The 22,208-nt window shown below is 41.3% G+C and carries 19 protein-coding genes; 6 read left to right on the top strand and 13 right to left on the bottom strand.

What is annotated here, in order from left to right; all coding sequences use genetic code 11:
* The first annotated feature begins 104 nt into the window (after nucleotides 1-104).
* Both ES754_RS02420 and ES754_RS02425 read left to right on the top strand, forming a co-directional pair.
* A complete protein-coding gene (locus ES754_RS02420) occupies nucleotides 105-1,229 on the top strand; it encodes a DegT/DnrJ/EryC1/StrS family aminotransferase (protein WP_276528568.1) in 1,125 nt (374 codons plus the stop codon).
* Nucleotides 1,222-1,815, top strand: coding sequence for a sugar transferase (locus tag ES754_RS02425; RefSeq protein WP_147221723.1), 594 nt, complete (start codon nucleotides 1,222-1,224; stop codon nucleotides 1,813-1,815). Before ES754_RS02420 ends, ES754_RS02425 begins: the two co-directional genes overlap by 8 nt.
* Before the next feature lie 114 nt (nucleotides 1,816-1,929).
* Here ES754_RS02425 and dpaL read toward each other — a convergent pair whose 3' ends face one another.
* The 10 genes from dpaL to ES754_RS12310 form a co-directional block, all read right to left on the bottom strand.
* Nucleotides 1,930-3,105: a diaminopropionate ammonia-lyase gene (gene dpaL, locus ES754_RS02430; RefSeq protein WP_147221725.1), complete on the bottom strand. Its 1,176-nt coding sequence runs from the start codon at nucleotides 3,103-3,105 to the stop codon at nucleotides 1,930-1,932.
* Nucleotides 3,106-3,855: 750 nt separating this feature from the next.
* Entirely contained in the window at nucleotides 3,856-4,314 is a 459-nt protein-coding gene (locus tag ES754_RS02435; protein ID WP_147221727.1) for a DIP1984 family protein, read from the bottom strand.
* Between the two features lie 631 nt (nucleotides 4,315-4,945).
* On the bottom strand, nucleotides 4,946-5,698 hold the full coding sequence (copM, locus tag ES754_RS02440) for a CopM family metallochaperone (protein ID WP_147221729.1): 753 nt from the start codon (nucleotides 5,696-5,698) through the stop codon (nucleotides 4,946-4,948).
* A 96-nt stretch (nucleotides 5,699-5,794) separates the two neighbouring features.
* Nucleotides 5,795-6,286 (bottom strand): DUF305 domain-containing protein, encoded by a 492-nt coding sequence (locus ES754_RS02445; protein WP_228267753.1) that lies wholly within the window; start codon nucleotides 6,284-6,286, stop codon nucleotides 5,795-5,797.
* A 72-nt stretch (nucleotides 6,287-6,358) separates the two neighbouring features.
* Nucleotides 6,359-7,297, bottom strand: a complete 939-nt coding sequence (locus tag ES754_RS02450; protein ID WP_147221731.1) for a copper resistance protein B — start codon at nucleotides 7,295-7,297, stop codon at nucleotides 6,359-6,361.
* 24 nt (nucleotides 7,298-7,321) lie between these two features.
* Nucleotides 7,322-9,013 carry a copper resistance system multicopper oxidase gene (locus ES754_RS02455; RefSeq protein WP_147221733.1) on the bottom strand — a complete coding sequence of 564 codons (1,692 nt, stop codon included), beginning with the start codon at nucleotides 9,011-9,013 and terminating at the stop codon, nucleotides 7,322-7,324.
* A 157-nt stretch (nucleotides 9,014-9,170) separates the two neighbouring features.
* Complete coding sequence (locus ES754_RS02460) at nucleotides 9,171-9,770, bottom strand: DUF411 domain-containing protein (RefSeq protein ID WP_147221735.1); 600 nt, start codon at nucleotides 9,768-9,770, stop codon at nucleotides 9,171-9,173.
* A gap of 169 nt (nucleotides 9,771-9,939) precedes the next feature.
* The gene (locus tag ES754_RS02465) at nucleotides 9,940-10,254 is read right to left on the bottom strand and encodes a hypothetical protein (RefSeq protein WP_147221737.1); all 315 of its coding nucleotides are present in this window, start codon (nucleotides 10,252-10,254) and stop codon (nucleotides 9,940-9,942) included.
* A 189-nt stretch (nucleotides 10,255-10,443) separates the two neighbouring features.
* A complete protein-coding gene (locus ES754_RS02470; RefSeq protein ID WP_228267754.1) occupies nucleotides 10,444-13,338 on the bottom strand; it encodes a copper-transporting P-type ATPase in 2,895 nt (964 codons plus the stop codon).
* A 108-nt stretch (nucleotides 13,339-13,446) separates the two neighbouring features.
* On the bottom strand, nucleotides 13,447-13,575 hold the full coding sequence (locus tag ES754_RS12310; RefSeq protein WP_265090710.1) for a hypothetical protein: 129 nt from the start codon (nucleotides 13,573-13,575) through the stop codon (nucleotides 13,447-13,449).
* Nucleotides 13,576-13,887: 312 nt separating this feature from the next.
* Here ES754_RS12310 and ES754_RS02475 point away from each other — a divergent pair, with 312 nt between their 5' ends.
* Together ES754_RS02475 and ES754_RS02480 are read left to right on the top strand one after the other, a co-directional pair.
* Nucleotides 13,888-14,604, top strand: a complete 717-nt coding sequence (locus ES754_RS02475; protein ID WP_147221739.1) for a heavy metal response regulator transcription factor — start codon at nucleotides 13,888-13,890, stop codon at nucleotides 14,602-14,604.
* Nucleotide 14,605: 1 nt separating this feature from the next.
* Nucleotides 14,606-16,072, top strand: coding sequence for an ATP-binding protein (locus ES754_RS02480; protein WP_147221741.1), 1,467 nt, complete (start codon nucleotides 14,606-14,608; stop codon nucleotides 16,070-16,072).
* Nucleotides 16,073-16,173: 101 nt separating this feature from the next.
* Here ES754_RS02480 and ES754_RS02485 read toward each other — a convergent pair whose 3' ends face one another.
* From ES754_RS02485 to ES754_RS02495, 3 genes are all read right to left on the bottom strand, one after another.
* Nucleotides 16,174-16,821 carry a glutathione S-transferase gene (locus ES754_RS02485; RefSeq protein ID WP_147221743.1) on the bottom strand — a complete coding sequence of 216 codons (648 nt, stop codon included), beginning with the start codon at nucleotides 16,819-16,821 and terminating at the stop codon, nucleotides 16,174-16,176.
* 468 nt (nucleotides 16,822-17,289) lie between these two features.
* Complete coding sequence (locus ES754_RS02490; protein WP_147221746.1) at nucleotides 17,290-18,009, bottom strand: hypothetical protein; 720 nt, start codon at nucleotides 18,007-18,009, stop codon at nucleotides 17,290-17,292.
* Between the two features lie 272 nt (nucleotides 18,010-18,281).
* A complete protein-coding gene (locus ES754_RS02495) occupies nucleotides 18,282-18,674 on the bottom strand; it encodes a hypothetical protein (protein WP_147221748.1) in 393 nt (130 codons plus the stop codon).
* 317 nt (nucleotides 18,675-18,991) lie between these two features.
* On the opposite strand from ES754_RS02495, the gene ES754_RS02500 reads away from it, so the two are divergent.
* Both ES754_RS02500 and ES754_RS02505 read left to right on the top strand, forming a co-directional pair.
* Entirely contained in the window at nucleotides 18,992-19,654 is a 663-nt protein-coding gene (locus ES754_RS02500) for a DsbA family oxidoreductase (protein WP_147221750.1), read from the top strand.
* A gap of 292 nt (nucleotides 19,655-19,946) precedes the next feature.
* On the top strand, nucleotides 19,947-22,100 hold the full coding sequence (locus ES754_RS02505) for an FAD-dependent oxidoreductase (RefSeq protein WP_147221752.1): 2,154 nt from the start codon (nucleotides 19,947-19,949) through the stop codon (nucleotides 22,098-22,100).
* Nucleotides 22,101-22,208 lie beyond the last annotated feature (108 nt).

Here is a 22,208-nt window from a genome sequence, read left to right on the forward strand (position 1 = left end):
AGTTTGACTGTGAACGGCACAGAAGGAAGTAAACAATAGGCTATAAAGGCAAAACTTGCCGGCTTTCTTAATCTTAACTTTGCTCGATATCAATAATACCTTACATTGGTGCAGAGGAAATTGCCGAGGTCGTTGATTCTCTTCGCTCTGGTTGGATTACAACCGGTCCTAAAGTAAAGCGCTTTGAGGAGGAATTTGCTGAGTACATTGAGTCTGACGTTCAAGCGCTAGCTATGAACTCAGCAACTTCGGGCTTGCACTTAGGATTAGAGGCTGTAGGGGTTAAGGCAGGTGACGAAGTGATTATTCCTAGCTATACCTTTACAGCTACTGCTGAGGTAGTACGCTACTTAGGTGCTACCCCTGTTTTCGTAGATAGTGATCCAGTTACCTTAAATATAGATCCCAAGGCGATTGAAGCTGCCATAACAATTAAAACCAAAGCAATTATTCCGGTACATTTTGCTGGTTTGGCGTGTGATATGGATGCCATTATTGCTATGGCTAGAAAATATAAGTTGAAAGTAGTCGAAGATGCTGCGCACGCTTTTCCAACACGTTATAAAGGAAATTTAGTAGGCACACTCGATACAGACGTTACCATATATAGCTTTTATGCTAATAAAACCATGGCTACCGCTGAAGGTGGGATGCTGGTTTCTAGAGATCCAAATATTATTGAACGCTGCAAAATTATGCGTTTGCATGGTATTAGTCGGGATGCTTTTGATCGGTACTCATCTAAGAGGCCCTCTTGGTATTACGAAATAGTAGAGCCTGGTTTTAAGTATAATATGCCAGATATTTGTGCATCAATAGGTATTCATCAATTAAAAAAGATAAATATTTTTCATAAAAAACGTACAGAAATGGCTCAGGTCTATGATGAGGCATTTAAGTCATTACCGTTAACGTTACCAGCTAGATCCTTAGGTATTGTTGAGCACGCTTGGCATTTGTATGCGATTCGCTTGAATGATGAGGTGACTCTCTCTAGAGACGATTTTATTATGAAAATGTCCGATTATAATATCGGTTGCTCTGTGCATTTTATTCCTCTACATCTGCAGCCTGTGTGGCGGGACGGTTATGCCTTAACTCCCGAGCAGTTCCCACATGCAGAAGCGGCATACCAACGTATCGTCTCAATTCCTTTGTACACGAAGATGACAATAGACGATCAGCTTCGTGTTATCAGTGCTGTTAACAAGACTTTAGATCATGCTTAAACGTAGTTTCGATTTTATTGCTTCTGCTATAGGTTTATCATGTCTTTTGCCTGTTTTTTTGATTATAGCATTTTGGGTTAAGCTGGACTCAAAGGGGCCTATTTTCTTTAGGCAAGTACGAATAGGACGAAATGGCGTTCCTTTTATTATCCATAAATTTAGAACAATGCATACCAATGCAGAGTCTGAGGGCCGCCTGACGATTGGTTCTGATTCACGTATAACTCATTCCGGGCATTTCTTACGAAGAACAAAGCTAGATGAGTTACCACAGCTTATCGATGTTTTATTAGGAGATATGAGCTTAGTTGGCCCTAGGCCTGAGGTATCTGAGTTTATGGAACTATATCGTGAAGACGTGCGAAGTAATATTTTATCAGTAAAACCTGGAATAACCGATAGAGCATCTATTGAAATGGTTGATGAAAACACTCTTCTTAGTGGGTACGCAGATCCAAAACAAGCGTATATAGAAATTATTATGCCTATAAAAGCAAAAATTTCTTGCGAATATGTGGATAAACAAAATTTTATTGATGACCTAAAAATTATTTTTCTTACTTTGTGGCATATTGCATTTAGATAATGCGACTCACAGACAGCTAGTATGGACAACCATGCACAACACAAACTGCTTACCCAATGCCTACACCTGATGTCACATCGTATACGACGGATTAAGTCTGTTAATGTATAGAATCTAGTATTTAACATTCCAGACAATATCTCTATACCTACTTGGGTGAGTATCTCCTTCGGTGTTAAATATCATGACGACTGACTCTTTATTCAACCCTAATTCTTTATGACTGTCTTTACTAGATACATCGCTACAAAGTTGGTAGAGCAAACCTAGAGTAACTGCGCCCGACTCACCGCTGATAACCCGGGTATCTCCTAATAGAGGATTGCCTAATACTCGCATACCGAGTGCCGATACATTGTCATCAACTCGAGCAAAGTAATTGCTGCAGTCTTTTAATACGGGCCAAGTGACTGGGTTTGGTTCGCCGCAAGCAAGTCCTGCCATAATGGTATTTAGCTTGCCACTGACATTGACCATATCACCTTGCGCACTTGTACCTGAGCGGAAAATACAGTCAGCGGTGGCAGGCTCGGCAATGATGGTTTGAAAGCTGCCAGCACCAAGCTTGTCTACCAAATATCCCAATACACCGCCAGCCATCGATCCGACGCCTGCTTGCAACATCACATGAGTTGGCATGTCTGCACCCATAGCAGCAGCTTGTTCAATCGCTTCATCGGGCATGGTCATGTAGCCTTGAGAAATCCAAGTCGGTATTTCTTCATAGCCCTCCCAAGCGGTATCCTGCACTAGTATCCAACCGTTTTCTTCTGCAGTCTTATTCGCTAGGCGCACGGTATCATCGTAATTGACATCTGTTATAATACATTCTGCATCTAGTCTACGAATGCGCTCAGCACTCGCTAATGGTGATCCCTGAGGCATATAGACAACGGCTTTTTGCCCCATTTTCTGCGCAGCCCATGCAATTCCAGTGCCATGATTACCAGCAGTTGCCGTGGTAAACACCAATGGTTTATCTAATTTAGTAGCGACTGTTTTTAAATCTATTTCTGCTATATCAATGTTTAAGTATTGCGCCAGTAACCGCCCTAACGCATAGGAGCCGCCCAGTGCCTTATAAGCGTTAAGTCCAAAGCGCTTGGATTCATCTTTGACCAAAATTGATCTTACACTGAGTTTTTCTGCCAGCAGTGGTAACGAGATCAAAGGTGTCGGTTGATAATCTTCAAGTTGATAGTGAAATTTACGGACTTGCTTAGCAAATTCTACATTAAAAATAGATGATTTTTGACCAATGTAGAAGTTATTTTCAGCAACGTTAAACATAATATTCTCTTAGAAATATAAAGGAGAAATGAAAGTGTAGTTAGTAACCTTAACTTATTCATTAAGTAATAAAAGATAAATTATACATGGCTATAAGTTGGCGTTAAATGAACTCTAGCGTATTATTTATTACACGTCCGTAGATATAAGCGACAACTACAAATTTAACATAGAGAAAATAAGTAAAATTTATATAAACTGTAAATCAAATCATTTTTTCATATTCAAGCTAGTGAGTATCACTCTGTGCTTTAATATATTGGTTAGCAAACACCTCATTATTATTAGATTTAAAATATCAGTAATAAACTTCTTAAAATTAAAAAGTCCTTCACGCTATTTTCAACATAGCGTGAAGGACTTAAGTTACACTTTCTATTTTTCTCAAGCGATGTTACCGATACTACCGTTTTATAATATGTGAATAGGCTTTTGATGCTTTTATTTTAACAATATTTATGAGTAGCGTTTAAATCTTTCATAAGCAAAAATAAAATTGAAACCAACTGTCAGTGCCGGGTAGTAAGGTCTAATAGGTACCTTATAACAAGTGACAAGTGCTGGGCATTAATTGTAAAAAAGACGTCTGCCCGCAACGTATGTCGTCCACTACAGTATATTTTCAACCCCCTGCTGTGGAGGTTTGGGGTCTGACACTCGCCCAGTCGGTTCCAAACTGGTATTCCAGCAACTTACCTTCAAGTTGCTGGAAAAATACTTATAATTTAGTTATTTGATGGTTTAATCAAATTATTCAATAAGTTCAATTTGCCAATTATTGGATTGAATAATAATGTTAATTTGACGAAGTTTCATAGCAATATCATCGGCTTGTTTTTGTAAGCTTGCGACTGATAGCATCACATGCCATTTAATCTCTCGTTGACTATAACGATCAGCCTCGCTATTCGCCGCTTCAATGGCGTCTATCAATAGCTTATGACGCATCTCCAAGGTATCACGCTCGACCAATAACGTCAGCATTGATTGACCTTTATCAGTGTTAGCAATCGCATTGGTACGATGTATACGCTCAATCAAAGCAGTCAATTCAGTAATTATTTGACTGGCGGTGATTATCAACTCATTAGGATCTTCGCTTGGGGTATCCCCTTCTTGAACTTTGGCATTGTTACGAATACGGCCCTTAAGCTGGGCAAGTTTCTTTTGCATATCGCTACGGATAAGTAGGGCTTCAGCGAGTTTCATTTTTATTCTCTTTTTTATTCATAGCATATTACAAGATATCAGATTTAAGCTTTTTTTCAATATTTCTCTTTTAAATCAGAATCTTCTAACTTAAGTCTTTTTAAGCAAGTGAGAACTGCCGCATTGATGTGTTAATCTGTAAGGTGATAGCTATAAAAATGGCTAAATAGTTATTATGAGTTAACTAACTCATATACTAAACTAACAATAAGATTACTTAACATTTTATTAATACCTGCCACAATATATTATCTATCATGATTAAGGATTTATTATGAATATCAAACCTAAAGATAAATTAAACTCTTTGGTACCGTCTATACATTATAATTCTAGCTGTACTTGTCCAAAATGTGGATGCACGTGTGCTTCAACTTGTGACAAATGTGATAGTTGCTCGAAATGCTGTAAATGTGGTGAAAAGTGATCATTCTTAGCATAGCTATTTAAACTACTAATATAGCTACTTAAGCCAATACTAATGATTATAAAAAAAGCAGCACCTTATGAATCTATTCTAGGGTGCTGCTTTTTTAGGTTTGAGCGTTACAGATAGCTGTTAAGCCCTTTAACTAATAAAGGGCTTAACAATAACTTTCTTAATTAAGCGGTAGATTTTTGAGCACCTCTCTTATGCCTTATTCGCCGCAATCCAGCTTTGCATTTGCTCGATCTCTGGTTTTTGGGCATCAATAATTTCTTGTGCCAGTTTCAGCATCTCAGGGTTTTTACCATATTTAAGCTGAGTTTCTGCCATATCTACTGCGCCCACGTGATGCGGCAACATACCACGAGCAAATGCCATATCTGGCACTGGATCAGCAATACCGAGCATCATATCATCATGCATCGCATCCATACCGTTGGCATAAGCTTGCTGCATGGCTTTGGTATCAGGCGTTGGTTCTGCTGCGTCAGGGTTACTTGCCAGCCAGGCTTTCATCTGCTTAATTTCAGACTGCTGGGCGTCGATAATTTCTTGAGCCAGCTTACGCATCTCTGCATCAGTACCGTACTTGAGCTCAATCTCTGCCATATCCACCGCACCGATATGATGACCGAGCATCCCTTGAGCAAATGCCGCATCGGGATCGTTATAATCCATACCAACCATCATCTCTTTATGCATCTCAGTCATTGATTCGCTGTACTCTTTGAGCATAGGAGTCATCGGAGTTCCGTCTGCTACCATAGCATCTGCACTCATATCATGACCAGCATGTGGGTCTACTGCGGCAGTAGTCTCAGCTGTTTCGACTGGTGCGACGTCTTCTGTTGTAGCAGGGTCAACTTTCTCAGTTGTCGGCTGACAAGCACTTAGTAACAGTGCTGCACTAACACTAGCAGCAATAACTGAGAAGCGTAATTTGTAGTGAGTTTTCATGGTATATCCTTTATCCTTGGCTTGAATGGGTTAAATAATTTTACCCGTTTAAAATAGTTTTTTTATAAATTTATAAATATTTTGAGTTTGAATTCTTTACTTCAATTCTTCAATGAGTGCCTGCATCTCACCAATTTCACGCTTTTGCGCTTCAATGATATCATCCGCCAGTTTTCGTACCCGTGGATCTTCCATATCTGCTCTTGAGCTGGTCAAAATAGCAATCGAATGATGCGGTATCATCGCTTGCATCCAGTCTACTTGATCAACGGTCGCTTGCGATCTAACGCCCCATAGGCCAACGGCAAATAACACCACACTCAGACCATAAATCATTAAATTTACTTTGGTCTTTTTATACATATTGCCCATAAAGGCTAGCATAATAATAGCCATCACTGCGCCCATATATAATGCCATATAAGCTCGAGTTTCACTAAAGTAAACGTGGTCGAGTTTATAGGTATTAAAATACATCATGATAAACATAACGATGGTTGACGTTAGAATCATTAATGAAAACTTGAGATAAGGATTCATCTGCTGTTTATTCATTTGGTTGTGGTCAGTATGGTTCATATCATTCATATTATTGCCTAGCGGTTTACTTATAGAAGAAGTTACTTCTACAGAAATGTTGTTTATATAAACTAGATAGCGTTAAAACCAAAACTTAACACCTGCCGTTACACTACTAGAATCGACCTCTTCACCAAGCTTACGCTGCTGACCACGGGCGCTACCTAAAGCGGTCTCATAGCGGTAGCCGACATAAGGCGCGAGCTGACGGCCTAAAGTCTGATAAGTGAGGCGAACTTCGGTCTCAAGCCCATTAAAGCCACGGGTGATGTTATTGTCGGTATCATCCTTACCAAATACGGTAAGCTCTGCCTCTGGTATCACTACCCAATGCTGGTTTAAGCGCCATTCGTACTCGGCCTCAAGGTCGAGACGAACTTGCCCATCAGTATATAGATAAGCCCGAGCTTCGGTATCAATAAAATAAGGAGTAGTCCCTTCGATACCCGTCATAATCGCCGCTTTATCATTTTTAGTATCGTAAGCAACACCAGCTTGACCATTCCAATAAATACCTAATGGCTGCCAGTAAGACAAGGAGGTCAAACTGTCGATATTTTTATCATCTTTAGTCTGAATCTCACCTTCACTACGTAGCATAAGACGCTGGCTATCGGTACCAACCCAAGCTTCGGTTTCATAATTTATCGCATCATTATCGAATAGATAACCCAGTTTAGATACAGATACGCCCCATGTTGGTAGACTACCTTCCATCGTCGGCTTGCCATATTGACCATAACCGACCCCGTTTGAATAATCAGAACTACGGGCATCACTTGGTGCATAGCCACCTTGCATGCCGGACATGTCCATATCCGACATATCCATGCCTGACATTTTCATATCGCCGTTATTATCACTGTCGTTCATGCTGTCATCATTCATGCCCGACATTGCTGCCATTTCGCTTTTATTCATGCCATCAGAATTAGCAGCATTTGCTTGTGGTATAACCATTGCTAGCAGTACAGATGCTGACAGTAGCGTGGTATTAAAAGCTGATTTATATATTTTCATCTTATCTCTCACTAGCAAAGACTGTTACACGACGGCCACTTCTCGGAACATACCTGCATTCATATGATAAAGAAGATGACAATGCCAAGCCCATCTGCCCTGCTCGCCGGTGACATCGAAGCTAATTTTTTGTGCCGACTGCACCATAATAGTATGTTTTCGAGCCTGAAAATCACCGTTAGGCGCGCGCAAATCACTCCACATCCCATGTAAATGCATCGGATGATTCATCATCGTGTCATTGACTAAGGTAATACGTACGCGCTCGTTAGGTTTAATATTAACTGGTTTAGCCTCTCTAAACGGCATGCCATCAAAGCCCCAAATATAGCGATCCATATTACCGGTTAAATGGATCTCAAGCTCGCGGCTCGGCGCTCGCTGCTCGGCAATAACGCCGTCCTCAATCGTGTGCAGTTGACTATAATTCAGCACGTCTCTAGTCTTGCTGACCTTGCGTAGGTTAATACCCGGATCATCAAGGTTTATGCGCGGATTATCGACACGCATAGCGGTTTTATAATCGTATTCAGTCTTGGCATGAGTAGCTTTATAGCCCTCGCCATCCATAGCGCCCATCATATCCCCCATCGTCATCCATTCGATCTCATCCATGGCAGGGGTTGCGGCGCGGGCAGCCTCTTTGGTCGCAAGAGTAGCAGTAACGTATCCTGTCCGGTCTATATTCTGTGCAAAAAAGGTATAAGCCTCTTTAGTCGGGGTGACAATAACATCATAAATTTCGGCAACGCCAATACGGAAGTCGTCAATTGTAACGGGTTCTATATCGTTACCATCAGCAGCTACTACCGTCATTTTGAGACCTGGAATTCTTATATCAAAAATAGTTTGCGCGGAACCATTAATAATACGTAACTTAACCGGTTGACCCGCTTTTACCAGTTGAGTCCAATTGGCCGCTGTGGTTTTGCCATTGATAAGGTAAGTAAAAGTTTTTTCACCAGACAAGTCACTAAAATCCGTCGGCATCATGCGCATCTGATTCCACATCTTGCGCTCATCAAAGGCGGTCTTGATATCGGTTTTGGCGATATCTGCTAACAATCTTTTAAAGTCCGGTTGATGATAATTATCAAAATCTGAGCGCTGCTTAAGCATTTTGAGTAAGGTATTGGGATTACGATGAGTCCAATCGCCGAGGAAAATCACATGATCCTCAGCAATAGGATGACGCTCGCGACCTTTGGGCTCAATAACAATAGCTCCACGTAGACCAAGTTGCTCTTGAAACCCAGTGTGCGAGTGATACCAATAAGTACCCGATTGTTTGAGCGGAAAGCGATAAGTAAAGGTACTATTTGCAGGAATACCATCAAAACTAATACCAGGTACGCCGTCCATCTCAAACGGTAACAAGAACCCATGCCAATGTATTGAGGTCGACTCATCCATCTGATTATGGACGCGTATGACGATATTATCGCCTTCGACCATATGCAAAGTTGGTCCAGGCAGTGAGTCGTTAATCAGCATCGCCATCGTCTGTTTACCATTGACAATAACCGACTGCTTAGTGATATATAAATCAAATTCTGGCCCCGTTAGTACAGGAACCTTATGGATATTCTTATCGCTATTAATAACAGCACGCTGTTGATTTGCGCTATTAGCAAGAGTCGGTAGAATGGAGGCACCCATCAACGCGGATGACCCTGCCAAAAAACGCCGACGATTTAATTTATTTTGTTTATTCATAAGATAGCCTAGCTCTTAGGACATAAAACTTGTTTAATATTTTAATCGAATATATAAACAGCTATATAACGTAGTCTTATTAAAAAACAGTCAGTAAACTGAGAAAGTTTTACCAGCCATAGAAAATTCTACAACTAATGATTCTATTCAACACTGATTATAGTTGCTGTTGCGGAGAATCGATATCGGCATAAACTTCACTGCTTCCATCTTTATTCATCTGCATAACTTGATACGGATCAAACTTATTCTGATATTCCATGCCTGGGCTACCTATAGGCATACCAGGGACGGCAAGACCGAGCGCTTGAGCAGGCGGATTGGCTAAAAACTGTGCGACATATTTAGCAGGGACATGACCTTCAAACACGTAGCCGTCGGTGGTGACAGCAGTATGGCAAGAGCGCATATCATTAGGGACGCCATAGCGCTGTTTAAATACAGCTAAGTCTTTAACATCCTGTGCGGTTGTGCTCATGCCATTATCTTCTGCATGGCTTATCCACTCTTTACAGCAGCCGCAGTTTGCATCTTTATAAACCGTCGCTGAGACATTTTTTAGTAACTCTGGGTTAAGGTTTGCAACCGTCATAACAGCAGTAGGTTCATTCTGCATGGCACTTGTGTCAGAGACAGCAGCCGCTTCAATACTATCCGCTTGACCACAGGCAAACAGTGATGAAGTCAGCATCACTAAAAGTACAGAACCAGATAACTTACTGTATCTAGAAGAAAATATATTTTTATAGCTTTTCATAAAATTATCCTTAAACGTCTATTAGTGTATTTAGACCATGCTTGATATTTACAACAGCTTTGATATTTAATAATAGGTACTGTAATAGCCTCACATAGATGTCTTAATCAACCATTTCTTAACATCGACTATAATCCAAAAAGGCTGTAATTTAGTAGAGCTAAGTTTTTTAGGACTTATTTTTATTAGTGACACATTGTTGTTGATACATTTGCTGCATTTTACTCATGTTAGCCATCATAGCCTTCTTCATGGCAGGATCATTCATATCCATCTGGCCCATTTTACTATGACCCATGCCTTTCATCATTTGATCATGATCCATGTTTTGCATCATCTTCATATGCTCGCCCATCTTTGCACAGTCCATTTGACCTTGCTGCATCGGCATTTTTGTATTATTTGCATTAGAATCATGCGCCACAGCACATGCTGAAACGGTTAAAGCGAGTGCAGTCGCTACAAGTGATTTAGTTAACCACATAATTAATTCCTCTTGGCTTTATTAGAAGCTATTGAAGCTCGATACTGTTAATGAATTGATACTATTAATTATAATTTATTAGGGTTAGAAACCATTAAGTCTATAAGCCTAAAGGCTATCCAAGAAGATTACATTATATAATATTGTTTCTGACTAACAGATGACGCGTAGATGACAATTTTGTCATGTTCACAGCTTTAGGCGGCGCAAGCGCAGCGCATTACCTATAACCGATACCGAAGAGAGACTCATGGCAGCGGCCGCTATCATTGGACTTAGCAACAGCCCGAAAAATGGATACAGCACGCCGGCAGCAAGCGGTATGCCGAGCGCGTTATAGACAAAAGCAAAGAACAAGTTTTGTTTGATATTGCGCATTGTAGAGCGGCTTAGTTTATGAGCTCTGACAATTCCCATCAAATCACCTTTCACTAGGGTGATAGTTGCACTCTCCATAGCCACATCTGTGCCTGTTCCCATGGCGATACCGACATTAGCCTGTGCTAGAGCTGGCGCATCGTTAATACCATCACCCGCCATAGCCACGATTTTGCCACTATTTTGTAGCTCTTTGATGATACGGTTCTTGTCCTCTGGCGAGACATCAGCATGCACTTCATCAATATTCAGCTTACTAGCAACTGCTTTAGCGGTTATTTCGTTGTCACCTGTCAGCATGACCACTTTGAGTCCAGCCTGATGTAGTAATGATATTGCTTCACTGGTACTTGGCTTGATTGGATCAGCGACTGAAATTAAACCAGCAGCTTGCCCGTCTACGGCGACAAACATTACTGTTTCACCATCCTCTCTACGGTTATCAGCGCGTTCTGAAAGCGCACTATCGAAACTATCGAGCCGTTGCATGAATTTTGCGTTGCCGACGCCTACCTGCTTACCATTAACCAGCGCTTGTACACCTTCACCAGTGGTGGAGCTAAAATCGCTAGCTTTGGCAGTATCGAGAGATTTTGCCTTTGCAGCATTAACAATAGCTTCCGCTAAAGGATGTTCGCTAGCACTTTCTACGGCTGCTACAAGGACAAGCAGTTCATCTTCATTCAAGCCGCCAAGCGCTTCGATGGCGGTGAGTTCCGGCTTACCTGCAGTTAGTGTTCCAGTTTTGTCGACAACAATAGTATCGACTTTTTCCATACTCTCTAACGCTTCAGCGTTTTTGATAAGCACCCCATTTTGAGCGCCTTTGCCAGTACCAACCATGATTGACATCGGCGTGGCGAGTCCTAATGCGCAAGGACAAGCTATAATTAGTACAGCGATAGCATTAACCAATGCAAAAGCCATCGCTGGCGCAGGTCCAAACATGGCCCAAACAATAAAGGTTATGATAGAGCAAATAAGGACAATTGGCACAAACCAACCTGCTACTTTATCAACTAGTTTCTGTATAGGTGCACGGCTACGCTGGGCTTCGGCAACCATCTTGACGATCTTGGACAATACGGTATCGTCACCAACATCGACCGCTTCAACCAATAGGGTTCCCGTACCGTTCACCGTACCGCCAGTGACCGTATCTCCTGCTATTTTTGCAACAGGTAGTGGTTCACCAGTTACCATTGACTCATCGACGTTGCTATTACCATCGAGCACAGTACCGTCTACAGGGAGCTTCTCTCCTGGCTTGACCCGCAGTCTGTCGCCACTAACAACTTCGTCAAGTGATACTTCTGTTTCGACATCGTTTTCATCGACACGCCTTGCTGTTGGTGGTGCCAGCTCAAGTAGAGCACGAATCGCGCCAGAGGTCTGACTTCTCGCTTTGAGCTCTAAAACCTGACCCAATAGTACCAATGTCGTGATAACTGCTGCAGCTTCATAGTAAACACCGACCCGACCGGTGGCGTCCCTGAAGCTGTCTGGGAAAATACCCGGAAGAAAAGTGGCTACCAGACTGAAACCAAAAGCCGCGCCTACGCCCACTGCAATCAAGGTAAACATGTTTAGATTTCGGCTTTTAACGGATTGCCAGCCACGCACAAAGAATGGTGCCGCTCCCCAGAGTACTACTGGTGTCGCAAGCGCCAGCTGAATCCACTGAGCGATCTGCCCAGAGATATCAATCTGACCAATATTGTCTAAGTTTATCCCGACCATGTCACTCATTGCATATAGAAACAAAGGTATGGTCAGTGCCGTACAAATCCAAAAACGGCGTGTCATATCATCGAGCTCTGAGGTGTCCTCCTCACCGATAGTAGCTGTTTCCGGCTCAAGTGCCATACCACATATTGGACAGCCACTATTCTCCACATCTCTAACCTCAGGATGCATGGGGCAGATATAGACCATACCGCTGTAGCCAGCTGGCACCTTATCGTATTTACCGCCTTTGATAGATTTTACATCGGTATTTTCTGTGCTGTGACAGCTTGCGTGATCACCTTCTGTATTTTTATCAGTCTTTTCTGCCATCTCGGCAACAGTGTTTTCAGGTTTGAGAAACATATTGCATATTGGACAGCGACTATCTTCGACATCCCTGACTTCAGGGTGCATTGGGCAGGTATAGACGGTTCCGCTGTAGCCAGCTGGGACTTTGTCATATTTGCCACCTTTATTAAGTTTTGCATCTGTATCCGCTGTGCTATGGCAGTTTGCATGATCACCTTCTTTATCAGTCATCTCAGTAACAGACTTTTCGGGCTTGAGAGACATTTTACATATCGGACAATCATTATCTTCGACATCCCTGACTTCGGGATGCATCGGGCAGGTATAGACGGTGCCATTGTAGTTGGTTGGTACTTTATCGTATTTGCTACCTTTAATAGATGCTTCTGTACTCGCTTCACTGTTAGCGTTTGCATGGTCACCTTCCATATGCACCATCTCGGCAACCGTATTTTCAGGTTTTAGAGACATTTTGCTTATTGGACAACCACTATCTTCGACACCCCTGACTTCGGGATGCATTGGGCAGGTATAGACGGTTCCATTGTAGTCGGCTGGCACTTTATCGTACTTACCGCCTTTGATGGACTTTACATCCGTACTCACTGTCCCGCTACCATTTGCGTGGTTATCGTCCATTTCTTGTTCTTCATGCTTATCGTGTTTCATAAAATCACTCCTTGAAGATGGTAAATAGACGTTTAGACGCCGCGCAGTTGGCAACTAGTACTCGAATACTGTTTTTCTACTGTTAAATGCTGATGTTTATTAGTTTTACTATGGTTGACGCAGATACTTAAGCAGTGCCATGACAGTTAATATAAGTATGGCAAAAATCAGTATGACAAACAGCAGCCAGATAATCATCATACCCCAGCCCATGCCATTCATCATGCCTCCATCCATCCTATTTCCATGCATCATTGATCCATTCATCATTCCATGCATTATAATGTTCAATATAATATCTCCTCTTAAGTATTACCACCAGAATCAGCACTAGTCTTAATAGTGATGTGCGAATGCATCATTTATGATAAAAAAGCGCTGGTTATATTCCGTATAAGTGAATATTCAACAACAGTTTAGCTTAATGACTCTGACGCCAAGATGACGCTAAGATGACAATTTTGTCATGTTGCAGTCTTCGCATAGGAATATTACCGATAATCCTCTATCATTCATGGCCTTAATCTAAATAATCGGCGCAAGTCTGCTATGAAAGTATTGTTAGTCGAAGATGAGTTGTCGCTTGGTGAATATATTAAAAAAGGTCTAACCGAGGCCGGCTTCATTGTTGAGCATCAAACTACGGGATTGGATGGCTACCATGCTTTAATGACTGAAGATTTTAATGTCGTGGTCATGGATGTGATGCTACCTGATGTCAGCGGTTTTGAGCTGGTGCGCAATTACCGCGCAGCCGGCAAGCATACCCCTGTCTTGTTCTTGACCGCTAAGGATGACTTGAGGGATCGGATTAAGGGGATTGAGATTGGCGGTGATGACTATCTTACTAAACCCTTTGCGTTCGCTGAACTGTTAGTGAGAATAAAAAGTTTACTGCGCCGAGCCAATCAGGCTGCTTATAAAAGCACTGTGATACAAATTGCAGATTTAAAGATGGATATTGCTAAACGCACTGTCCATAGAGGCGAGGAAGCCATCAAATTAACAGCAAAAGAGTTTGCGTTACTCCAGTTTATGCTTGAGCGTGAAGGAGAGGTGTTACCGCGCTCGGTTATCGCCTCACAAGTGTGGGATATAAATTTTGATAGTGACACCAATGTTATTGATGTGGCGATACGACGCTTAAGAATTAAGATCGATGATGACTATCCTATAAAGTTAATCCAAACCGTACGCGGTATGGGCTATCGATTAGAAGTTATGGATAGTAGCCAAGATTTAACGTATTCAATAGACAGTCAATAACATGACGCCTATTGTCACAGACGGACGCTTGTCACTGTTATGGCGCACTATATTTCTATTGACGCTCTGCGTAGTGGTCACTCAAATCTGCCTGTACCTTTGGATTCAGCACTCTGTCAACGGCCATTTTGAGCAAATGGACTCAGAGATTTTAACCCATGCTGCATTTAATTTACGTCAGAATATAACTGATAACTTACTCGAAAATCAGGAGACAGCTCAACTTTATAATCAACCTATAAATCAACGGCCACTACAAAACGCTGGACTGGACTACGATGTAAAAACAGTTATTACTGATAACCAAGGACAAATCATTACCAGTAGTCTCAAAGGTTTTGTGAATCAGGCAGGAAATAAACGTTCAATAAAATATTTATGGCAGCAGCATCAGGATCAGCCTTTTGATTTAAAACTTGATCATCGGCATTATCGTGCTATTGTCATTCGGCATTCTGAACACTTAGCGCTCATCGCCTTACCTATAGATGTCCATCATCAATATCTTGTCCAATTTAACCGTCAGCTCATTCTTATACTCATGGCAATTACCTTTATTTTGGTATTTATTGCAGCCTTTAGTGTGCACTTAGGATTTGCCCCGCTATCAACCATCAGACAGAAAATGACTCGCATCAATGCCGAAAAGCTTGATGATCGTATTGTTGTTAGTGAGATGCCCAGTGAACTACGCCCTCTTGCTGATGCTTATAACGCCATGATGGATAAACTTGAGCATAATTTTGATGCGTTATCGCGCTTCTCAGATGATATTGCCCATGAGCTGCGCACCCCGCTTGCAACCTTAAGTACCCAAACCCAAGTGATGTTAAGTAAGCCTAGACACAAGACCGAATACGTTGAACAGCTGCATCATCAGCATGACACGCTTGAGCAGTTATCAGGTTTGATTAACAATATGCTGTTACTGGCAAAGACACAAAAAGGACTCTATGACTCGCAACTCAAACCTGTCGATACCGAGTCGCTCATTACTAAGATGATTGATTATTACGAATTTATGGCAGAGGATCGCGGTATTTTATTTGAGAAAAGCGGCAACTTTACAGCCGTATTGGGAGATGACAGTTTATTGCAAAGGCTGTTTGCCAATTTAATATCCAATGCTACTTACTATGCAGCAAGTAATAGCATTATCTCTATTCAAGCATCTACTGGCACTGATAACGTTATGAGTGAGGCACAGAGAACCAAGCAGGCTTCAATAAAGCCAACATTCCTAAAAATACTGCTCACTAATCGCTTAGCTGAGCCGCTAACACAGGCAGAAGTGAATAAATTATTTGAGCGTTTTTATCGTCATAACAGACATAACTCTCTACATTCAGGCACAGGTTTAGGGCTATCAATCGTACAAGGTATTGTTAACGCCCATAATGGCAGACTGAACATCACTGTCAAAGATAAGTACTATTTTCAGGTCAGTGTGGCGCTACTAACCCCTTAGTTTTGACATGAGAGCTATTGCCTTACTACTAGTTACCGTTGATTAAAGTAATTCGATTAAAATCAAGGAACATATTTTATAGCCCGTAAAAAGTGTCAGTGTTAAGAAGGAAAAACCACCATCTCATCCCCCTCTTTCCATGGCTGAAACTTGGTCATAGCTTGCAAAAAAAATGAATGCTCCAACCAGTATTCTAGCCACTGCTGCAGCTTGGGATAAGGTAGGCTGTAAAAAACCTTACGATCCACATGAGCGAATTGGCGGACAAAAGGCATGATGCCAATATCGGCAATGGTTGCGTTGTTCCCCAGCAAAAAAGCGTTTTTAGACAGTAATCCCTCTAAAACCTGTAAAAAGGCTTCACCCTGCTGCCGATATTCCATTTGGGTCATCTCAAGATGACGGTCGGCGTATTTATAACGATCCAGCCAATATTTAAACTCGTTATCATTTTTCTCAATCAGCGCATTGGCCAGATGCAAAACCTTTGCATCCAACAGTCTTTGCGGATCTTGCTGCCCAAGCGCCCACACCATTATCTCCCTACTCTCTTCAATGACAGCTCCATCAACAAGCTGTAAAACAGGCACGGTACCTTTCGGACTAATCGCTAACATCTGGCTAGGTTTGTTTTTTAGACTTATTTCCCGCAGCTCCACCTTTAACTTGGCAAATAACAGGCCAAGACGGGCACGCATGGCATAAGGACAGCGACGAAAAGAGTACAAGCAATGATATGAGGAAGTCATGGGTGTTTTTCACAATTTGATAGAGGTCAGTGGGTACAGATTTGTTGATTTCAATAGTTACTTAATTTTGCTTCCTAAAGGTATCTTGTAAATTAATTGATGACTATACCGCTGAACCTTGGATTATGAATGACGCTTAAGATTAATCGGAAAATAGATTACTTTATATGTGCACTCTATTCTCTGAGATTAATAAGTTTCTGACAAACTTGGGGCAGTTCACTAGCTGTTTAATTAAGCTTTCTCTGAACGCTCCCAGCGCTTCTAATTGTTTAACGGCGAAGATATTAAAGGGCTAAATACTGTCGTCCTCAGGAAGCGCCAGCAAATAGCAAAGAGAACATAATCTTGACCTGATTAAAGGTTTATAGCATCACACCTAAACTGAAGACAATAAAAATCCAATGATAGATGCCTAACTCAGACACCTACCATTGGAGTAAAGATATTAATTACTTAAATTACTCATTAGCTTTCTAATTGGTCAATCATGCCTTGATACTTGTCTTTCTTAGCAGCAATTTTATTGCGTTCCTCTTCTGCATTAGCAACTAACTCTTTAGAGTCTTCTACTTTCTTATCGAAAGCCGCTAATTCAGTATCTACACCGGCCAAAAGCCTATTGAGCATCATAGCAGCCGCTTTTTCAGTGACTTCATGTGTCATATCAGAAGCTTCAGATGTAAAGTCTTCTTTGAGCTTAGAAGCCCATTGATAAATATTAGCTATGGTTGCGCCATACTTATCTTTCTTGCCAGACTCATCTTCTTTATCAGACTCATCTTCTTTATCAGACTCATCTTCTTTATCAGACTTATCTTCTTTATCAGACTTATCTTCTTTATCAGACTTATCTTCTTTATCAGACTTATCTTCTTTATCAGACTTATCTTCTTTATCAGACTTATCTTCTTTATCAGACTTATCTTCTTTATCAGACTTATCTTCTTTATCAGACTTATCTTCTTTATCAGACTTATCTTCTTTATCAGACTTATCTTCTTTATCAGACTCATCTTCTTTATCAGACTCATCTTCTTTATCAGACTCATCTTCTTTATCAGACTCATCTTCTTCAAAGATTACCTCATCACCTTTTAAAACCTCTACAGAAGTTATCGCATTATTCTCAATGGTTTCTGCTGACTCGTTTTCTTTGTTGTCATGGTTAAGAGTTTTATCTGACATAATTTATAATCCTTATTATTCATGGGTTTAGGTAAAATTTATTAACACTTAATCAGTACTGTTTCTTATTCAGTAGCTTAATGTAAAGAGACATCTGTAACGCTTAGTCTAAAAAAACTTAACTTTTATATCAAATTCAAAAAAGCAATAACGATATACTAAATAGCTATTCGTATCGCTATCGCCTTATTCCTGAAAACGCAATTACTCAACTGAAGCCCTTCGAGAACAAAGCAACCCGCTTTGCTAAACTGATTATGGTAGTCGGGCCTCTACTGCAGCCCATTTGCAGCTGTCTTGCCTGCGTTTGGATTCTCAGTAGTATCAGAGTCTGGCTCATTCATTGCTCCACTATCTGTAGTCTCTGACATATCATCAGCTTCTGTTACCTCTCCAGTGGTCGCCCTGTAATCGGCTTCGGCAGCCAAATTAGCCTCACTTGCCGCTGTCGGAGCCATTCCGTCAGAGCCCACACCTTCAATTTCAGATCCCGTTTCGCCGTCGAGCGCTGTAGCTTCAGTGCTTTGATCTACGCCTATGACTTCGCCTGCTTCGGCACTAGGTTCTTCTTTCTCACTACTACAAGCACTAACCCCTATAACGGTCACGGCGAAGGCTGTAAATATAACGGTTCGTAATGAGCTATTTAATATCGTTTTTTTCATCTTGACATCCTTAGTGAGACTAACGGGAAACCACAATAACTCTTTTTATTAGCATAAAATCAGCATAGCATAAACTATATATAAACCGTTACAGCCAATAGGAGATTTTTGTCTCTTTTGCATCGTAATAAGGGCTTATTTTAATTACCATGTGCAACACGCGAAAGACAAAACTCATCGAACCGCATATGATTGAAGCAGCTTACTCTTAAAAACACAACTAACAGTAAACACAGCCAATATCGTTACTGGCTTACAATAGATAACAACCAACCATAAATGGTAATTAATAATAACCATTAATAATGAGAAATTCTATGAAAAATTCAGAATCGCAACAACAACCCTTAAAAATAGATATTATCTCAGATATCTCTTGCCCGTGGTGTGTCGTCGGCTATCGACAGCTGGCTGAGGCACTGGAGAAGAGCAACACCGCGTATGAGATTCATTGGCATCCATTTGAGCTTAATCCTGACATGCCAGCCGAAGGCAAAAATTTACGTGAGCATAGCGCTAAAAAGCACGGTCGCAATAATCAGGAAATTCAGGCAAGCCGAGATAGAATGACCGCTGCAGGAAGCGAGATCGGATTCAAGTTCAATTTTAATGAGGATACTCGCGTGCACAATACCTTTAACATGCATCAACTTATTTATTGGGCAGATCAATATAGTCTTGCGAATAATTTGGAACAGGCTCTATTCGCCGCTTATTTCACTGATAACCGCAACTTATCAGACAAATCCGTACTAGCAGATATCGCTGCCGAAGTTGGCCTAGATCGTACTGAAGCATTAACCGTTCTTGAAGACCAGCGCTTTGCTCAAGAGGTGCGCGAGTCCGAACAACGTGCACGGAAACAAGGTATTCAAAGTGTACCAACGGTTATTTTTAATGACCAGCACATGGTTAGTGGCGCTCAAGGGGTAGAAAATTATACTAATATTCTACAGCAGCTGGCTAATATGTCCGACTAGACTTCTTATTAAGTTATCGTACTTTCTAAATTGTCGTAATAAATAGCTTCTCTAAACCATTTTTATAAATAATGCCTAGGCTCATTCTCTTCAATAGAATAAGCCTAGGCAAATTTTTGTGCAATAATAATAGAACTCTTCATAGTGCGACAAAGCTAATAAATTGAGCCGGAAACAGTGGTATTGGTTTAAAAAACTGTACCCAATATTCTCAATGCTTCATGATAGTTAGCCTTCTAAGTTAATTTTATTGTGAACTCGACCTTTATAGTGCTGTTTAGACGGATATTTTATGATTAAAAAGCTAGCTTTATTGTTAATTGCAGCAGTGGCTATAGCTCTATTCTTTTACTTTGATTTGAACCAATTGCTTACCCTTGAGGGTTTGAAAGGCTCAATGGAGCAATTTAGACAATATCAAGCGCAGTCGCCCTTGCTAGTTATTAGTGGTTTCTTTTTACTGTACGTATTGGTTACTGCACTGTCCTTACCAGGTGCTGCTATTTTGACTTTGGCCGCTGGCGCATTGTTTGGTTTGGTCGAGGGCTTATTGGTCGCCTCTTTTGCCTCCAGTATTGGTGCTACGTTAGCCTTTTTAGTTTCACGCTATCTTCTACGTGATACGATTCAGCAGCGTTTTCCAGAACGCCTTGCAGCTATTGATGCTGGTGTTAAAAAAGAAGGCAGTTTTTACTTATTCACCCTGCGCTTAGTGCCGCTATTTCCGTTCTTTTTAATCAATCTGTTAATGGGCGTCACCGCTATCAAGGCGTGGACATTCTACTGGGTTAGCCAAATCGGAATGTTGGCCGGTACTTTTGTATTTGTTAATGCTGGCACGCAGCTGGTTCAAATTGAGAATTTATCAGACATTTTATCGTTTAATCTAATTCTATCCTTTGCTCTATTAGGCTTATTCCCACTGATTGCCAAAGCTATTTTAAATAGTTTTAAAAAACGCCGTGTTTATGAAAAATATAATAAACCAAAAAAATTCGACCGTAACATGATTGTTATCGGTGCTGGTGCTGGCGGCTTAGTCACCAGTTATATTGCCGCTGCTGTAAAAGCAAAAGTGACCCTGGTTGAAGCTGGAGAGATGGGCGGCGACTGTTTAAACTATGGTTGCGTACCTAGCAAAACGGTGATTAAAAGTGCCAAAGTTGCTGAGCAGATTCGTAACGGCGAGCTTTATGGCTTAGATAATATGACCCCGCAATTTTCATTTAAGAAAGTGATGGCACGCGTACAACAAGTGATTGACGACATTGCCCCACATGATAGCGTCGAGCGTTATACTAATTTAGGGGTGGAAGTTTTAAAAGGCTACGCTAAATTAATCGACCCGTGGACAGTAGAGGTCAAACTTAACGAGGGCGGTACGCAAACACTTACTACCCGTACCATCGTTATTGCCACTGGCGCACGTCCCTTTACCCCACCATTGCCCGGTATAGAAGAAACCGGTTATGTTACCAGCGATACCATATGGCGCAAGTTTGCTAAGTTGGATGCAGCCCCTAAAAAGCTGGTGGTACTTGGCGGCGGTCCGGTTGGGTGTGAGCTGGCACAAAGTTTTGCACGTTTAGGCTCAAGCGTTACCCAAATCGAAAGGGGCGCTCGCCTGATGAAAAAAGAAGATATTGAGGTATCAAGCTTTGCTTATGAGGCATTGACAGCCAGCGGCGTGAATGTTTTAACCGAGCATCAAGCCATCCGCTGCGAAGCTCGCGATGGCAAGAAATTCATTATAGTGGAACATCAAGAACAAGCGTTCGAGATTGAATATGACGAGCTGCTTTGTGCGGTTGGCCGTAGCGCTCGCCTTGAAGGTTATGGTCTTGAAGCTTTGGGTGTTGAAACCGATCGCACGATTGTGACCAACGGATACTTAGAGACTTTATATCCAAATATCTATGCCGCAGGTGATATCGTTGGTCCGTATCAATTTACTCATGTGGCCTCCCATCAAGCATGGTACGCTGCCGTAAACGGTCTCTTTGGTCATCTTAAAAATTTCAAAGTAGATTATCGAGTGATACCGTGGACGACCTTTATCGATCCAGAGGTCGCGCGTGTGGGCATCAATGAGCAAGAAGCCATCGAAAAAGATATCGATTATGAAGTCACTCGTTTTGAGTTTAAAGAATTAGACCGCGCTATTACTGAAGGCGCAACTAAAGGTTTTATCAAAGTTATAACACCCAAAGGCAAAGATAAAATACTTGGCGTCACGATAGTATCTGAACATGCTGGCGACTTAATGGCGGAATTTGTACTGGCCATGAAGCATAATTTAGGGCTTAACAAAATATTGGGCACCATTCATAGCTACCCTACTTGGGCTGAAGGCAACAAGTCGGTAGCCGGTGAATGGAAACGCGCTCATGCGCCACAAACCGTATTAAAATGGGTAGAAAAATATCATACGTGGCGTCGAGGCTAGTTTTTTAGCAGGTTTTAAAATCACTTAACTTTTATGACTTAATTTTGATAAGTTGACTTTGACTAACTTCCTTAGTAAATGAAGCGATTAACTTTAGACCACGCTAAT

Origin of the sequence: Psychrobacter frigidicola (assembly GCF_007997305.1) — a bacterium.
GTDB classification, from domain to species: domain Bacteria; phylum Pseudomonadota; class Gammaproteobacteria; order Pseudomonadales; family Moraxellaceae; genus Psychrobacter; species Psychrobacter frigidicola.

Coding starts and splice junctions, on each gene's coding strand:
- ES754_RS02490 (WP_147221746.1), bottom strand. CDS start 18,009: ATGTCAGATAAAACTCTTAACCATGACAACAAAGAAAACGAGTCAGCA.
- ES754_RS02450 (WP_147221731.1), bottom strand. CDS start 7,297: ATGAAAATATATAAATCAGCTTTTAATACCACGCTACTGTCAGCATCT.
- ES754_RS02460 (WP_147221735.1), bottom strand. CDS start 9,770: ATGAAAAGCTATAAAAATATATTTTCTTCTAGATACAGTAAGTTATCT.
- ES754_RS02480 (WP_147221741.1), top strand. CDS start 14,606: ATGACGCCTATTGTCACAGACGGACGCTTGTCACTGTTATGGCGCACT.
- ES754_RS02475 (WP_147221739.1), top strand. CDS start 13,888: ATGAAAGTATTGTTAGTCGAAGATGAGTTGTCGCTTGGTGAATATATT.
- ES754_RS02445 (WP_228267753.1), bottom strand. CDS start 6,286: ATGAATGATATGAACCATACTGACCACAACCAAATGAATAAACAGCAG.
- ES754_RS02435 (WP_147221727.1), bottom strand. CDS start 4,314: ATGAAACTCGCTGAAGCCCTACTTATCCGTAGCGATATGCAAAAGAAA.
- ES754_RS02470 (WP_228267754.1), bottom strand. CDS start 13,338: ATGAAACACGATAAGCATGAAGAACAAGAAATGGACGATAACCACGCA.
- ES754_RS02500 (WP_147221750.1), top strand. CDS start 18,992: ATGAAAAATTCAGAATCGCAACAACAACCCTTAAAAATAGATATTATC.
- ES754_RS02465 (WP_147221737.1), bottom strand. CDS start 10,254: ATGTGGTTAACTAAATCACTTGTAGCGACTGCACTCGCTTTAACCGTT.
- ES754_RS02485 (WP_147221743.1), bottom strand. CDS start 16,821: ATGACTTCCTCATATCATTGCTTGTACTCTTTTCGTCGCTGTCCTTAT.
- ES754_RS02495 (WP_147221748.1), bottom strand. CDS start 18,674: ATGAAAAAAACGATATTAAATAGCTCATTACGAACCGTTATATTTACA.
- ES754_RS12310 (WP_265090710.1), bottom strand. CDS start 13,575: ATGGATGGAGGCATGATGAATGGCATGGGCTGGGGTATGATGATTATC.
- dpaL (WP_147221725.1), bottom strand. CDS start 3,105: ATGTTTAACGTTGCTGAAAATAACTTCTACATTGGTCAAAAATCATCT.
- copM (WP_147221729.1), bottom strand. CDS start 5,698: ATGAAAACTCACTACAAATTACGCTTCTCAGTTATTGCTGCTAGTGTT.
- ES754_RS02455 (WP_147221733.1), bottom strand. CDS start 9,013: ATGAATAAACAAAATAAATTAAATCGTCGGCGTTTTTTGGCAGGGTCA.
- ES754_RS02505 (WP_147221752.1), top strand. CDS start 19,947: ATGATTAAAAAGCTAGCTTTATTGTTAATTGCAGCAGTGGCTATAGCT.
- ES754_RS02425 (WP_147221723.1), top strand. CDS start 1,222: ATGCTTAAACGTAGTTTCGATTTTATTGCTTCTGCTATAGGTTTATCA.